This window comes from Azospirillum sp. A1-3 (assembly GCF_023806445.1).
In the GTDB taxonomy this organism is placed as follows: domain Bacteria; phylum Pseudomonadota; class Alphaproteobacteria; order Azospirillales; family Azospirillaceae; genus Azospirillum.
The window spans coordinates 44,215-56,994 of the sequence record NZ_JAMSLU010000007.1 but is presented as its reverse complement, the minus strand read 5'-3'; the positions used below and the strand labels follow the sequence as shown (position 1 = coordinate 56,994).

At 65.4% G+C, this 12,780-nt stretch carries 15 protein-coding genes and 3 pseudogenes; 7 read left to right on the top strand and 11 right to left on the bottom strand.

Annotation, left to right across the window (positions count from 1 at the left end):
• The first annotated feature begins 1 nt into the window (after nucleotide 1).
• Nucleotides 2–298 carry a hypothetical protein gene (locus M5E06_RS30865; protein WP_252141518.1) on the top strand — a complete coding sequence of 99 codons (297 nt, stop codon included), beginning with the start codon at nucleotides 2–4 and terminating at the stop codon, nucleotides 296–298.
• An 899-nt stretch (nucleotides 299–1,197) separates the two neighbouring features.
• On the opposite strand, the pseudogene M5E06_RS30860 reads toward M5E06_RS30865, so the two are convergent.
• Nucleotides 1,198–1,641, bottom strand: a pseudogene (locus M5E06_RS30860) (IS3-like element ISAzo10 family transposase); the annotation flags it as partial.
• Between the two features lie 78 nt (nucleotides 1,642–1,719).
• Between M5E06_RS30860 and M5E06_RS30855 the strand changes: the two are divergent.
• Nucleotides 1,720–1,884 (top strand): hypothetical protein, encoded by a 165-nt coding sequence (locus M5E06_RS30855; protein WP_502802019.1) that lies wholly within the window; start codon nucleotides 1,720–1,722, stop codon nucleotides 1,882–1,884.
• 3 nt (nucleotides 1,885–1,887) lie between these two features.
• Here M5E06_RS30855 and M5E06_RS30850 read toward each other — a convergent pair whose 3' ends face one another.
• From M5E06_RS30850 to M5E06_RS30835, 5 genes and pseudogenes are all read right to left on the bottom strand, one after another.
• The gene (locus M5E06_RS30850) at nucleotides 1,888–2,109 is read right to left on the bottom strand and encodes a hypothetical protein (protein ID WP_252141517.1); all 222 of its coding nucleotides are present in this window, start codon (nucleotides 2,107–2,109) and stop codon (nucleotides 1,888–1,890) included.
• A gap of 231 nt (nucleotides 2,110–2,340) precedes the next feature.
• The gene (locus M5E06_RS30845) at nucleotides 2,341–2,610 is read right to left on the bottom strand and encodes a YlcI/YnfO family protein (RefSeq protein ID WP_252141516.1); all 270 of its coding nucleotides are present in this window, start codon (nucleotides 2,608–2,610) and stop codon (nucleotides 2,341–2,343) included.
• 83 nt (nucleotides 2,611–2,693) lie between these two features.
• Complete coding sequence (locus M5E06_RS30840) at nucleotides 2,694–3,764, bottom strand: IS630 family transposase (RefSeq protein ID WP_252141515.1); 1,071 nt, start codon at nucleotides 3,762–3,764, stop codon at nucleotides 2,694–2,696.
• A gap of 48 nt (nucleotides 3,765–3,812) precedes the next feature.
• Nucleotides 3,813–3,992: pseudogene (locus tag M5E06_RS35940) on the bottom strand (hypothetical protein); the annotation flags it as partial.
• Between the two features lie 12 nt (nucleotides 3,993–4,004).
• On the bottom strand, nucleotides 4,005–4,229 hold the full coding sequence (locus M5E06_RS30835) for a calcium-binding protein (RefSeq protein ID WP_252141514.1): 225 nt from the start codon (nucleotides 4,227–4,229) through the stop codon (nucleotides 4,005–4,007).
• A 90-nt stretch (nucleotides 4,230–4,319) separates the two neighbouring features.
• Between M5E06_RS30835 and M5E06_RS30830 the strand changes: the two genes are divergently transcribed.
• Nucleotides 4,320–5,282: an IS1595 family transposase gene (locus tag M5E06_RS30830; protein WP_252141513.1), complete on the top strand. Its 963-nt coding sequence runs from the start codon at nucleotides 4,320–4,322 to the stop codon at nucleotides 5,280–5,282.
• On the top strand, nucleotides 5,282–6,844 hold the full coding sequence (locus M5E06_RS30825) for a zinc ribbon domain-containing protein (protein ID WP_252141512.1): 1,563 nt from the start codon (nucleotides 5,282–5,284) through the stop codon (nucleotides 6,842–6,844). The genes M5E06_RS30830 and M5E06_RS30825 overlap by 1 nt, the downstream gene beginning before the upstream one ends.
• Before the next feature lie 361 nt (nucleotides 6,845–7,205).
• Here M5E06_RS30825 and M5E06_RS30820 read toward each other — a convergent pair whose 3' ends face one another.
• The 3 genes and pseudogenes from M5E06_RS30820 to tnpA form a co-directional block, all read right to left on the bottom strand.
• Nucleotides 7,206–8,135 (bottom strand): replication protein RepA, encoded by a 930-nt coding sequence (locus M5E06_RS30820; RefSeq protein WP_252141511.1) that lies wholly within the window; start codon nucleotides 8,133–8,135, stop codon nucleotides 7,206–7,208.
• Between the two features lie 626 nt (nucleotides 8,136–8,761).
• Nucleotides 8,762–8,869, bottom strand: coding sequence for a transposase (locus M5E06_RS35935; RefSeq protein WP_353654377.1), 108 nt, complete (start codon nucleotides 8,867–8,869; stop codon nucleotides 8,762–8,764).
• Between the two features lie 274 nt (nucleotides 8,870–9,143).
• Nucleotides 9,144–9,488 (bottom strand): annotated as a pseudogene (tnpA, locus tag M5E06_RS30815) (IS200/IS605 family transposase); the annotation flags it as partial.
• Between tnpA and M5E06_RS30810 the strand changes: the two are divergent.
• Nucleotides 9,391–10,278, top strand: coding sequence for an RNA-guided endonuclease InsQ/TnpB family protein (locus tag M5E06_RS30810; RefSeq protein WP_353654376.1), 888 nt, complete (start codon nucleotides 9,391–9,393; stop codon nucleotides 10,276–10,278). The pseudogene tnpA and the gene M5E06_RS30810 sit on opposite strands and share 98 nt — an antisense overlap.
• Nucleotides 10,279–10,296: 18 nt before the next feature.
• Nucleotides 10,297–10,608 carry a hypothetical protein gene (locus tag M5E06_RS30805; RefSeq protein WP_252141509.1) on the top strand — a complete coding sequence of 104 codons (312 nt, stop codon included), beginning with the start codon at nucleotides 10,297–10,299 and terminating at the stop codon, nucleotides 10,606–10,608.
• Nucleotides 10,609–10,694: 86 nt separating this feature from the next.
• Here the strand turns inward: M5E06_RS30805 and M5E06_RS30800 are convergent, their stop codons facing one another.
• On the bottom strand, nucleotides 10,695–11,144 hold the full coding sequence (locus tag M5E06_RS30800) for a Ros/MucR family transcriptional regulator (RefSeq protein WP_252141508.1): 450 nt from the start codon (nucleotides 11,142–11,144) through the stop codon (nucleotides 10,695–10,697).
• Nucleotides 11,145–11,290: 146 nt separating this feature from the next.
• The gene (locus M5E06_RS30795; RefSeq protein ID WP_252141507.1) at nucleotides 11,291–12,220 is read right to left on the bottom strand and encodes a hypothetical protein; all 930 of its coding nucleotides are present in this window, start codon (nucleotides 12,218–12,220) and stop codon (nucleotides 11,291–11,293) included.
• A gap of 177 nt (nucleotides 12,221–12,397) precedes the next feature.
• Between M5E06_RS30795 and M5E06_RS30790 the strand changes: the two genes are divergently transcribed.
• A complete protein-coding gene (locus M5E06_RS30790; RefSeq protein WP_252141506.1) occupies nucleotides 12,398–12,706 on the top strand; it encodes a hypothetical protein in 309 nt (102 codons plus the stop codon).
• Nucleotides 12,707–12,780: the final 74 nt, after the last annotated feature.

Below are 12,780 nucleotides of genomic sequence, written 5' to 3'. Positions count from 1 at the left end.
AATGGAGCAGCCCTACGGCTTTCTGAAGGAGGGCGACCCCGCCGCTAATCAGCGCTGCGGCCACAACCCCGAGGGCGACGATGGCGAAATCATTGTCGCGGACATTCCGGCTGGCCAGGGCGCGGAGCAGGAACAGGCGGCTGCGGAACCAGCCACCGTGACGCCCCTCCAGAACAGGAGGAAGGGGCGGCCGGTCGCCTGTGTCCTTCCGTCTGGGAAGGTGGGGAAGGGGGGGCAGGGACATGGCGGAACGCGGCTGTTGGAGCCCCCGGGACGGGTGGACATTCCCGGCATCTAAGCGGTGCCGGTGCCCGGCGCAACGACAAACTCACCGGCCTCGGCCATCGCCCCGCGGTTTGCCCCTTGCTTCGCCGCAGCGGCCAGGTGGTCTCCGAGACGACGTCCGGGAGGCGAGGGCTTGCGGCGTCGGCCGGAGCGGCGGGGCTCGCCGAGCCGGCCGGGAGCAGCCCCTGGGCGCGATCCAGCAGTTTTTTGACCGAGGCCGCGGCCCAGCTGCGCCCTCCGCGCGGTGTGGTCTCCCGCCGAGCAGAAGGACGGCTGATATCCCCTCCGCGCTGACGGGCTGAGGGTCCGGTGAGGCGCATCCTGCGGCTGTCCGGCTGGTTCCTGCGTCATCGGGCCGCTTGGTGCGGTGTTTCCAGAGGCTTCAACGCGCCGTCCGCGCGCCGTCGGATGGTGATCGCCGCGGTGGTGTCGGCCTTGGCCCCGTGGCCGCAACGCCCGCACGCGAAGACGGCTCGGCTCGGCCGGGGTGGCGGCATCGCCCTGGCCGCAACAGGCGCAGGTCGTTCGCCGACGCAGACAGGCTCCGCACCGGCAACGCCTCCACACCGACCATGCCGTGGGGCTTGACCAAGCCACAAGGGCAAAAGGCCAACTGACCCTTTGCCCTTGTGGGTAATGGGTGACTTGCCTTGCTGTTGTTTGCCTTTGCGAGACGACATGCGTGCGCTTATGATACCGACCTGATGTGGAAATAATACTATTAACATTTGCGGAGATTTGTGGAATAAATATCCTGTGTCTCTAAAAAGTTTACAAATCCATAATCCATATTGATCTGTATCAATCACGAGATGATGCCCAATACACTGGAAATATTAACAGAGTTTTCTTTTCAAAACACGAAATTATATAAAATTGTCCGGAAAATGACTTATTTTGTTTTGTGAGAGTCTTAAGATTTTTTCTGAGCACCAGGAGCGCGGCGGTTTCGGCCAGGGTCTTGTCCTTGCGCCGGAGCTCGCGCTCAAGCTTCCGGCTGTGCTTGCGGTCGGCCTTGGTCTCGCTTGGGCTGGCGCGGACCTCCCTGGGTCCGGCGAGCGCCTGGGTGGCGGCTTGGCGCCAGCGCGCCAGCTCCTCCGGATAGATGCTCTTTTCGCGGCATCAGGCGCCCTTCGACGCCTCGTCCAAAGCCGCCGTGGCGAGCACCGCGTCCAGGCGCGCGGTCGCCGTCCAGCTCCGGTTCCGGGCGGGGCTGGTCAGTGCCTCAGCCCGCCAGCGCTCGAGCGTGATCGCCGAGACGCCCAGCTCCCGGCTCACCGCCTCGGGCGAGGTGCCCTCGAGCGGCAGCAGCCGAGCCACCGCCCGATCCTTGAAGGCTTGTCCGTATCTGCCCAACGGCTCTCTCCTCGTCGCCCTCGGATTCAGACACCCCTATTCAGGCGACAACCATCCTGACGCAGAGGGGGGGTGGGGGTGTTCCACGGCTTCCGCGACAAGTACCTCAACGCCCACCTGAACGAGTTCGTGTTCCGCTGGAACCGCCGCCACAGCTACCAATCGGCCTTTGAGCGGTTGGTTGGGATCGTCACCGCCACGGCTCCCGCGACGTACACCAACATCCGGGCGATGGCAGCGTAATCTCTACTTTGTACGACGAAGGCCAGGGACATCAGGCCCCAGTTTGAGGACGGGTTCTGGCCGCTTCGCCAGCTTCAGCAGGGTGTTTTGAACCAACTGATGCCAGCGGTCGGCTGCCGTGACGATGATGCCCTTGTCCGGGTCGGCGAGGCGCGGGAAGAAGGCTCGGTTGACCGGGATGAAGGCAACCTTCCGGGCGTCCATGACGAATCCCTTCTGGTTCATCTTCTCAGCTATGGTCGGCTCGACAGGGATGATTCCCAGCGGAAGTTTGACGCCCGGTTCCCATGGGGGTGGTGGTCGTATAGATCGACATCACCGTAAGATGGGCATTGCCGTCGATGCGGCGGATGTCGGCAACGTAGCCGACATGTTCTTCAGGCCCAGGGCGGAGCGGCTCCTCCATGAAGGGGAACTGGCACCAGACGAACTGGCGCGGCTTGAACGGTGGCTCCCTCAATAGCCGCCAGCATCAAGGACGGCGAAGAACACGTCGTCACGGCGCTTTCGCTCATCCTCCGTCTCGCCCGCGACCGGAACGGCGACGGAGTTGCGAATGTCGGCGGGGGCGATCACTTCGAGGGTTGGCTCGACAGACCTCAACTGAAGGTCGCGGCGCATCAGCGTCTCAATGTAATTGGTGAGCGTGCGGTTGTCGCCAACGGCCTTGCCGCGAGCCGCCTTCAGCACATCGGGGTCGAAGCGCATGGTCACGGACTGTCGCATGTGGCACCTCCTGGCTAGATGCACCTCAATGTACATACGCCGCCATGCGATATCAAGGGGCGTTCACCCGCTAGTGCACTGACTCATTCAGAAGGTGCAGGCAAACGGCTGAGTTTATCGAGGATGTCGTCGGCGGGCTTGGTCCAGACGAAGGGCTTGGATGCCCTGTTATGCTCGCGGATGTAGCGGGTGATGGCGTCCTGGAGAGCGGCCACGGACTTGAACACGCCACGTCGGATGCTCCGGCGGGTGATGATGGAGAAGAAGCCCTCGACGGCGTTGATCCAGGATGCCGAGGTCGGCGTGAAGTGGAAGACCCATCGTGGATGATCGGCCAACCAGTCCAGCACCTTGGGATGCTTGTGGGTGGCGTAGTTGTCGACGATGGCGTGGATCACCTTGCCGACCGGCACGACGCGCTCGACGGCGTTGAGGAACTTGATGAACTCCTTGTGGGTGTGCTTGGGCAGGCAGCGCCCCACCACGGTGCCGTCCAGGGTGTTCAGCGCGGCAAACAGCGTGGTGGTTCCGTTGCGCTTGTAATCGTGCGTCATCGTTCCGCACTTGCCGGGCTTCAGCGGTAAACCCGGCTGGGTGCGGTCAAGTGCCTGGATCTGGCTCTTCTCGTCGATGGACAGAACCACCGCATGGCACGGCGGGTCCATGTAGAGGCCGACGATGTCCTCCACCTTGGTGGCGAAAGCCGGATCGTTGGAGCGCTTGAAGGTACGGATGCGATGGGGCTGGAGGCGGTTGGCCTCCCAAATGCGCTGAACGGCACGCAGGCTGATGCCGATGATCTTGGCCACGGCTCGACCGGTCCAATGGGTGACGGCGCCGGGTGGTTCCGAACACGTCAGCGCCAGCACCTTGGCCACGGTGGCGGTCGGCAGAGGCGCCCGGCCGGGCTTGCGCGTCTTGTCGCGCAACAGCCCGTCGACGCCTTGTTCGGCGTAGCGCACTTGCCAGCGCCACACCGACGGGCGGCTGACGTCGGCCCGACGGGCCACCTCCAGCACGGGCAATCGCTCGGCCGAAAGCAGAACGATGTTCGCCCGTTGCGCATGTTTCTGCGGGCGATTGCGGTCAGCGAGGATCGCGGCCAAACGCGCACGATCCTCCGCTCCGATGATGACGCTGACGGTCTGGGCCATGCCGACAGAATCGCACGTTGCCCGCCCGTTGTGAATCCTATGTCTACGTCAGTGCACTAGTGGCTGCCGGAGCCGTGACACCCTCCTCCGCCTGAAGACGGAGGCTTCGCAGCACGCGGCCTGGTTGTCGCTGACCACACGGTCGTTGCCTTGATCACCCATCAGGCTATCGTCGCCCATGTCACCGAACAGCCAATCGTCATCGCGACCGCCATAGAGCGTGTCGGTGTCCCGCCCGCCCTAGAGCGTGTCCGCCCCCATGTTGCCCAGCAGCAGATCGTTGCCGCTGCCCCCGAACAGGGCGTCGTTGTCGTTGCTGCCCTGGACGGTGTCGGTGCCCTCATCGCCATAGAGCTGGTCGTTTCCGCCCTTCGACCCGACAATGTCGTCGCCGCCGAGACCATCCGGCGCTGCCGCCCGGTCATGCTCGTCGAATTCATCAAGGCGGACATGGAAGCGCTCCATCAGCGCATCGCCGGCGTTGGTTACGGCATCGATAAAAGCAGGCGGGCCTCTCGCCTTGACGCAGGAGGACACAATCCCTAGAATAGGACCATGATCGACGCTGCCCTCACGCTCCGCGCCTTCAACGACCTGTTCCCCGACGAGGAGGCCGCGCGGGCATGGTTCGAGCGCGCCCGCTGGCCAGACGGCCCGGTCTGCCCGGTGTGCGGCTGTGTCGATCACGCCTGCTGGCTCAAGACGATCCGCCGCTGGGAATGCACCGCCTGCCGCCGCCAGTTCTCGGTCACCGCTGGCACGCCGATGCACCGCACCCACCTGCCGCTGCTCACCTGGGCACAGGCCATCTATCTGATCGTCGCCTCGTCCAAAGGTATCTCCGCCGTGAAACTGGCGGAGATGCTGGGTGTCTCCTACGAGACGGCGTGGCACCTCGGACACCGCATCCGCGCCATGATGGCCGAGCAGAACACGCTGCTCTCCGGCATCGTCGAGATCGACGAGACCTATGCCGGAGCACCGCCGCGCAAGCGCGCCAAGCCGGAGCGCAAGGACGACGACCGCGACCCGCCGCCGCCCAATCCCAAGGGTCGCGGCACCAAGCGTCCGTTGCTGCTGGTCGCCGCCGAGCGCGGCGGCGATGTCGTGACGAAGGTCATCCCGACCCACGGCAAGGCCGCCGTCGCCGAGGCGCTGAGCAGCGTGTTGGACGCGGACGCCGTGGCGATGACCGATGGCCTCCCGGCCTACAAGCACCTGGGCGCGGCGCGCACCCACCTGTCCGTCAACCACAGCCAGCGGGAGTACGCCCGAACCGACGAGGCGACCGGGCACCGCGTCCACGTCAACCGCGTCGAATCCTTCAACGGCTTCCTGGGGCGTGCTGTGGTCGGCGTGTTCCACTTCGTCTCGCCAAAGCACCTCGGGCGCTACGCGGGCGAGGCGGCGTTCCGCTGGAACCGCAAGGCCGAGGCCTGCCTAGAGCGCATGGCGCGGCTGGTCCGCAACGGCGTCGGGCGCACGCTGCCCTACGGCTTCCTCACTGGAGCCGCCTGATGGTCCGCGCCAAGCCCGAGCACCCGCCTGTCCACCGCACCGACCTGCTGCCGTCCAATCTGACGGTGAGCAAGGAGGCGGCGGTGCTGGCGCTGCTGCGGGCCTACCGCCGGGGCGCGGTGCTGCTGGGCCGCGAGCAGTGGCGGCTGTTCTTCGAGGCGGGTCGGTTCGACAAGAACCACGACGTGGACAAGGTGACCTTCGCCACCGTCATCGGCGCGGCCAACCGCGTCCAGATGGCGCGCTGGCAGGTCGTCGGCCAGTTGCAGGGCTGGGTCAGCAACCGGGCCAACGAGTTCCGCGACACGGTGAACCGCAGCAGCCTGCCGCCCGTCACCAAGCATATGCTGCACACCATCAACGTCCTGGGCGCCTGGTTCCGGCGCGGCGACGTGGTGATGAAGGACTCGGGCGAGGTCATCCCGGCCCCCGTCCGGAAACTGGCCCGCACCATCATGCGCCACGGCATGGCGCAGCACCGCCGCCCGGACCTGTCGCGCCTCTCCATGCGCCTCGACCACCGCGCGGGCAGTATCGCCCGGCCCGTCAAGGCGACGCAGGGCGGCGCGGTCGGCTGGTGGGTGAACCTCTCCACGCTGGAGACGGGCCGCAAGATCGCCGTCCCGCTGCTGACCTATACCTACCACGCCGAGCGTCCCGGCCGCGTCACCAACGGCATCCAGGTGAACGAGCGCGACGGTCGGCTGACCTTCGGCGTTGTTACCGACATGGGCGAGGTCTGCGCCAAGAGCCGCGCCGACTACGACGGCCATGGCGTGCTGGCGCTGGACTTCGGGCTGTCCACGCTGTTCGCGACCAGCGAGGGCCAGTTGCTTGGCCAAGGCTGGCTGAAGCGGCTGAAGCGGTACGACGCGCTCATCTCGATGATCGCCGCCAGTCAGCAGCGTGCCGGGCGCAAGCCGCGCGACAGCCGTCGCTACCGGGCGCTGGTCGAGGACGTGCGCGGCTTCCTGCGCACGGAAGTCGGGCGCGTGCTGAACCGCCTTGTTGAGCAGGGCAAGCCTCGGGAACTGGTGCTGGAGCGGCTGGACTTCCGCCATTCCGACTTGTCCCGACGTCTGAACGCGATCCTGTGCAACTGCGGGCGCTCGATCATCCAGGACAAGTTGCGCGACTTGGAGGAGGGGTTCGGGATCACGTCCACCGAGGTGAACGCCGCCTACACGTCGCAGACGTGTTCCTGCTGCGGCTACGTGGACAAGCGGAATCGCCGCGACCAGAAGAACTTCGTGTGTCTCTGGTGCGGCCACAGAATGCATGCCGACCTCACTGCGGCAGCCAACATCGAAGCGCGCCGTGCGCGCCCCAACGGTTGGCTGTTCCAGGGGAAGGCGGCGGTCCTTGCCGAACTCGTGCGCGAGTTTGGGGAGCGACGGGTGCGGGCCTTCGGCCCGTACCGATCCGGGAGCCGGGGTGCCCCCGCCGACCCACGATCAACCAATCCCTACTTCGGTGGGACGCCATTGGCCGTGGTGAGGTCATCCGAACGCCGCGAGGCGTCCGTGAAATCGCCTGAGACTCAAGCCCTTGTGGCTGCCTGAGTTAAGGCGATAGTACCCAAAGCAGGGGCAACTTCCTGTGCATTCCAAACGAGTTGAGCGGGCGCATCCGTGTCAGCAGAGGAGGGTGAGGCACCTCGGCCGATCATCTTGTCGGTGCGCTGGGCCAAGCCGGTGTGGGTGCTATCCCGCTATGATGGCTGCTGGCATTGGTTGCATAGGCGTGGCGATTCTCCCCGCTATTTGCAGTGGCCCTGGGTCGAAGAAACTGCCTCAGCGCAGGACCAGAAAAGAGATGCGTTCGCAAACACGGCCAAGCAAAAACAGCGTGAGCGCCTTCAGTTGAATGCTGCCTCTTTGGTGCAGGGGGAATGGCAGTCGTGTTGGGTCGGTAGATTCCCAATCAGTAGCGACCAAGACGCTCGGCCTGTTTGGCGATTGGCGGCCGGCTGGGGTGGAGGAGCAAACCACCCTCCTCAACCTTCACCCGAGCGTCAGGATAAGCGGCAAGCGCATCGCGCAGGGCATCAGAAAAGCTTGGCTTGAAGTGCTTCATTTGAGCGAACCCCGCACCAAACTGGCCGAACATGGCCGGCCACGACACTGCGGTCGGTTTGGTCAGGACATGAAGGCGGTAGGCGAGCCAGATATAGACGTCGATCGCCAAGCTCTTGTTGCCGATGTGTTTGAGGGCAGTCTCGCTGACTGGAACCGGGTGATCGACCAGGGAGCGATAGAAGGCGTCGTTCAGCACGACGGTTTCTTGCCACAGTGAGGGTTGGGCCTCATCATTGAGGGCGCCAATGAGGCTGAACTCGCTTTCGACAAAGGAACCGTTGGTGCGCAGCTCACCGCCGCCAATGTCGGTGAAAAATGTCAGGCGGCACGCGCCGATACGCTTGGCCTGCTCCGCCACCAAGCGATAGGTCGCCCCACCCGTGTTGGCCATGCCCATGGCCGTGAGCCATGCCCGCATGGACCGGCCGAGCTCAACCTGGCGCGACCGCTCGCGGACGGCTTGGGTCTGCAGATAAATCAGAATCATCCGGGCCTTGGAGCCATACGGAATGCCGATTGCCGAGCCGTCCCGTTCCCTGCCGCTTTCTACATGCAGCGTGACACGGTGACCATCGCGTCGCCACAAGGCTTCCTTGGTGTCCTTGTGCGGCAGAGCCGTAAGCGCAAAGCCCGCATGGCAGATGCCGAGGCTATCCTCGGTCTCGGCAAGCATGGCTGCGGCAATGTCGAGCCGTTGCCGGTCCCGCTTGTCGGTAACCATTTGCTTGGCGGCATCAAGACCGTAGGACTGAATCAGAGCTCGAGCATCGATCATGGAGGGATTTAATCGACCATGCTGGCACGTGGTCAATTGGGAATCTGCCGACCGTGGGACTCTACCGACCGACCTATTTGTGTTTATTAGACATATTATTTGCTTGGTCGGTAGACTCCCTGGGATAATACCGGTTTTTTGCGGGCCATGGTCGGGAGACTCCCAACATGGGTCGGTAGACTCCCACCCCGGCAGGGTAGGCTGTGCGGCTTATCCTGGGGACTCTACCGACCAACGTGGCGGTGGCGTGGGGTTTTTGAAGCGAATCGAAGGAATGCGAAACGGTTGGGACTCTACCGACCGGCACGCCAGTCGGCAGGAGGCCGATCGGCGTCGCCAGTCGTCCCAGTCCGTTTGCTGACGGGCGATTGCGGCCTCACCGATCTCCAATCACATCGGGGGCGCGGCTTCCGCTCCCAAGCCGCCGACCCACCATTTGGCGCATGGGGGCTCGATTCACTCTTCTGGATTGGCTGGAGGAGACATGCGCCGCGCTGCCCGGTCCGCTCCCTCATCGGCGCCGGTCTGCCCCTCGATGTCGCGCTTCAGCAGCTCAAGCGGAGCCCCGTCAACGGACATCACGCAGTGCGAGCGCGTCCAGAGCGCGGGCTTGCTGTCCCAACGGTTCACCTCGTCCGGGAACTCCGCCCGTAAGCGCGGCTTGTCCCAGTCTTCAGCGCGTTCACGAACTCAGACAAAGCGGTGGTCGGCGGCAGCGTGACGAGCAGGTGCACATGGAGCGGAATATAGCATGAACGGGGCAGTGGGCCCTGGGTGCTATTGGGGCTTCACGCGCCCGCCCTACTCGGCCCGGATCTTGGTGATGTCGAAGGTCCAGCCACCGCTGCCCTTGCCCAGCGGGGCACCGCCGAAATGCAGGGAGTGGTCGGCGTGGCGGTCGGCGGTCGGCGGTCGGCGGTCGGGAGTATTGACCCGGAGTTCACCGCCGCAAACTCCGGCGTTCAGGCCGGAGATAGGCGCAGATGCGCGTCCGCGCCGACATCAGGTTCAGCCGGGGGTGCGCTGTTGCTCGATGGACTGGCGGATGATGCTGATCGGGGCCCCGCCGCAAGAGGAAGCGAAGTAGCTGGGCGACCACAGGACGCCCTTCCAGGAGCGGTGAACCAAGGCCGGATGGTTCTGGCGCAGGCGGCGGCTGGACACGCCTTTGAGGCTGTTCACCAGCGTCGAGACCGCCACTTTGGGCGGGTAGTGCACGAGGAGGTGCACATGGTCGTCCTCACCATCCATCTCGATGAGTTCAGCGCCGAAGTCGGCGCACACCGACGCGAAAATGGTGCGGGCATCGTCGAGCACGGCTTTGGTGAACACGCGGCGGCGGTACTTGGTTACCGCCGCGCTCAGCGACGGCACCGGCATCGCCCCGGCCAACCCCGGCCAAAAGGCGCTGCGGGCGCTCCGCAAGGCTCAGCGGGCCTTGGCGCGGAAGACGCGCGGATCGGCCAACCGCCGCAAGGCGGTGCGCCGGATCGCGCGCATTCAGATGCGGGTGGCGAACGCCCGCAAGGACTTTCTCCACAAGCACAGCACGATCATCGCCAAGACCCACGGTGTGGTCGGTGTGGAGGGGTTGCCGGTGCGGAGCCTGTCTGCGTCGGCGACGGGCACGGTCGCGGAGCCGGGCCGCCGGGTCCGGCAGAAAGCCGGACTGAACCGGGCCAGTCTCGATCAGGGATGGGGCTTGTTCCGCACCATGCTGGCCGACAAGCTGGCGGATCGCGGCGGCAGGCTGGTCGAGGTGCCTGCCGCCGACACCAGCCAGACCTGCGCCTGTTGCGGCCATGTTGATGCCGCCAACCGGCCGAGCCAAGCCGTCTTCGTGTGCGGGCGTTGTGGCCACAGGGCCAACGCCGACACCAACGCGGCGACCAATATTCTACGGCGCGCGGACGGCGCGTTGACGCCTGAGGAGGAACACCGCACCAAGCGGCCCGATGACGCGGGACCCAGCCGGAGGGCCGCAGGATGCGGCTCTCCGGAACCTCCGCCCGTCAGGGCAAAGAGGATGTCAGGTTGGACCGCACCAAGCCTCGGCCGATGCTGCACGAGGGTGGCAAACTTGTTGCTGGGTCGGTGCGCTCAAAAAGCCGTATGCTGCGCGTGGCCGGTGCAAAACAAGTGAGGGTGTGCGGAGATGAGGATGTGGTGGATCGTCAACAGCGCTGCTGCCTTTGGTCCGCTCCTGGTGCTTGGCGGCGTGTGCTTCGGGATGCCTGTGGCTTTCACCGTCGGGACTGCTTTGTGCTGCTTCAACGAATTCCTTGCCATCGCAGCGGGTGCGCGCAGCACGCCGGTGATGGCGGTTATCTTTGCGGTGACCGGTGAGTGCCTGGTCGCTCCCTGGTTCACTGGCGCAGGATTGGGTCTGGCCTGCTGGACGGCCATCACGTTTTTCCGCAACTTCGCAACCCGCCAAACGTCGGTTTGGTGGCGGCTGAGCGAATTGGTTTGAATGATGAACGACCGCTGATCCGCCGTTCGGGGACAGGCGCCGGTCCCCGCTGCCCGTGTTCGCGCAGCCCCTCAAAAGGAGCTTTCCTACGCGTCTTGCGGCGTTCCAGTGTTCTTGGCTCTGGGGCGGCCACGGCCCACCCGTCCCAGCCCCAGTGACTTTGCCAATGCCGACCGGGCAGCCGCATAGCTTGGCGCGGCCATGGGGTAGTCGTGCGGCAGGCCCCACTTTGTGCGATAGGCGTCGGGCGTCAGGTTGTGTTCGCTGCCCAGATGCCGTTTGAGCGTCCGGCCTTTTTTGCCGCACTCCAGACAGGTGATTGTGTCGGTCGTCACGGAGCGGTTGATCGGCACGGCAGGAGCCGGACGCTGTCTTTCGACTGGCGGTGCGCCGGAATGTTGGAGCTGGGCGAGGGTGCTATAAACCAACTGGAGCAGGTCAGGCAGGGCGGAGGCCGCCATCGGCTGCCCACGCACGACCGCTGCGGTGATCCTGGTCGTCAGCGTGAGAAGCTCTGCCTTGTTGTCATCACTCATCCAATCCCCCTTGTTCTCTAAAATTTCTTCAAAGCATCCAGGCAGCCTTGCTCCTGTCTTTGCAGACAATGTTGATAGGCTCAAGTCAATTTTTAGTTTTATCGCTGCGATGTAAGATAATCGAATGACAAGGGGCCTGTCCGCCCTTAGTCATCGTTGGACCTGCATCCCGGGGGGGCCAGGGGCAGCCAGTGCGTCGGCTGCAAAACACGCCGGCCTTCACGCCACACAGGTGGGGCACCTGGGGCGGGGGAGGCAAAAACGGCGAAGGCTGGACGTCCAGCCCACACCAGGCAGCGCTTACCGTCGATTGGCGCGGTGGCGATCGGCTGCCAGTGCATCGCCGTGCCAGGCGGTGGCACCGCCTGATCCTTGCGCCGCTGCACGCGCCGGGGAGGCTGCTTGATTGGCGTTGACCGCTCCAGCACCGTGTCTGCCGCCAGCCAGACCAATGGCCGGACCACCCGCTGCTGCCCTTCTGCGCTCTCCCGCCACGCTGGCAGCGGCCGCAGAATGCCGGCTGCAGTCATCAGATTGAGCGTGATGCGGGTGGCGCGCTCGCTGCAGCCCAGTTGCCGGGCGGCATGGCCAAGGGTGAGGGCCGGCTCCTCCTCCAGCCGTTCGACCAGCGCCCAGGCTCCGGCATCACGGCGCCGTCCCCGCAAGGTGGCCCTGCGGGCAGCGGCGCGCTGCTCCAGGATGTCAAGACGCTCCAGTTCGCTCTCGGCTTGCTGGGCGACACGATCGAGCAGCCAGCCCACCGCCACCTCGTCCCGTGCAGCCAGCATGGCACGGAACAATGCCGGGCTTGCGGCAAGGCCCACCACCAGCGGCAGTTCGGCCTGCAGCAGACCGCAGGCCCGGCGCAACAGGCTTGGTGCTCCCAGTCGAACGAGCATGCTCCAAAATCCGGCAGGGGAGCCGGGCTGCGCGTCCTGCTGCAGGGGGGAAGCCAGCGGGGGCTCAACCGGATTATCGCCGGCAGGGCGGGGCAGGGGCGGATCGCTGCGGTGATGAAGCTGCAGCACCACCCGTAAGGCGCCGTCCAAGCCGGGGGCGGCGGCCAGCGTGCGCATCACCGCTTCCAGGCCGTCGATGAGCGCCTCTGTCGCGTCAGCCTCTGGTCCTGGCCGACCGTGGACATCGGCCCAGCCGGCCAGCGCCATCCGTGCCCAGGCGGCCGTCCAGGGCGACGGGGAGGGGGACTGCTCCACCGTCCCTTCGTGCAGACCGTCGGCGGGACCGGGCGCGGGGTGTGGGATGCTCCTGGCAAAGACGTGACCTGGGTCGAGGGCGTCGCTCCAGCGCCGCAGGGCAGCGCCCAACCGGGCATCGGCTCTGGCGTCAGGAGCGACAACGTCGGGAGCGACCTCGATCAGACGGAGGTCGTCGGCGCTGACAGCAAGGCCGTCGAGGCGCAGGGCGGCGCACACCGCACGGTATCGCGCGTCGGCGCGATGGCGGCGGCGGATGGACGGATCGGCAAGGGCGGCGTCCAGCCGGCCAAGGGCCCGTTCAGCAGCGGCAAGACTGGACTGGAAGCGGATGAGGGGCATCGATGAGGCAAAGCGTGATGTGTCTGTTGGGCGTCCGCTGACACGCGAACTGAAGAGGGTTGCTGATATTGCTCTCGGGA

Bases quoted from the DNA above. Each gene is read 5' to 3' on its own strand.
- M5E06_RS30865 (WP_252141518.1), top strand. From the start codon at position 2: ATGGAGCAGCCCTACGGCTTTCTGAAGGAGGGCGACCCCGCCGCTAAT.
- M5E06_RS30850 (WP_252141517.1), bottom strand. From the start codon at position 2,109: ATGAACCAGAAGGGATTCGTCATGGACGCCCGGAAGGTTGCCTTCATC.
- M5E06_RS30845 (WP_252141516.1), bottom strand. From the start codon at position 2,610: ATGCGACAGTCCGTGACCATGCGCTTCGACCCCGATGTGCTGAAGGCG.
- M5E06_RS30840 (WP_252141515.1), bottom strand. From the start codon at position 3,764: ATGGCCCAGACCGTCAGCGTCATCATCGGAGCGGAGGATCGTGCGCGT.
- M5E06_RS30835 (WP_252141514.1), bottom strand. From the start codon at position 4,229: ATGGAGCGCTTCCATGTCCGCCTTGATGAATTCGACGAGCATGACCGG.
- M5E06_RS30830 (WP_252141513.1), top strand. From the start codon at position 4,320: ATGATCGACGCTGCCCTCACGCTCCGCGCCTTCAACGACCTGTTCCCC.
- M5E06_RS30825 (WP_252141512.1), top strand. From the start codon at position 5,282: ATGGTCCGCGCCAAGCCCGAGCACCCGCCTGTCCACCGCACCGACCTG.
- M5E06_RS30820 (WP_252141511.1), bottom strand. From the start codon at position 8,135: ATGATCGATGCTCGAGCTCTGATTCAGTCCTACGGTCTTGATGCCGCC.
- M5E06_RS30810 (WP_353654376.1), top strand. From the start codon at position 9,391: ATGAGTTCAGCGCCGAAGTCGGCGCACACCGACGCGAAAATGGTGCGG.
- M5E06_RS30805 (WP_252141509.1), top strand. From the start codon at position 10,297: ATGTGGTGGATCGTCAACAGCGCTGCTGCCTTTGGTCCGCTCCTGGTG.
- M5E06_RS30800 (WP_252141508.1), bottom strand. From the start codon at position 11,144: ATGAGTGATGACAACAAGGCAGAGCTTCTCACGCTGACGACCAGGATC.
- M5E06_RS30795 (WP_252141507.1), bottom strand. From the start codon at position 12,220: ATGCGCACGCTGGCCGCCGCCCCCGGCTTGGACGGCGCCTTACGGGTG.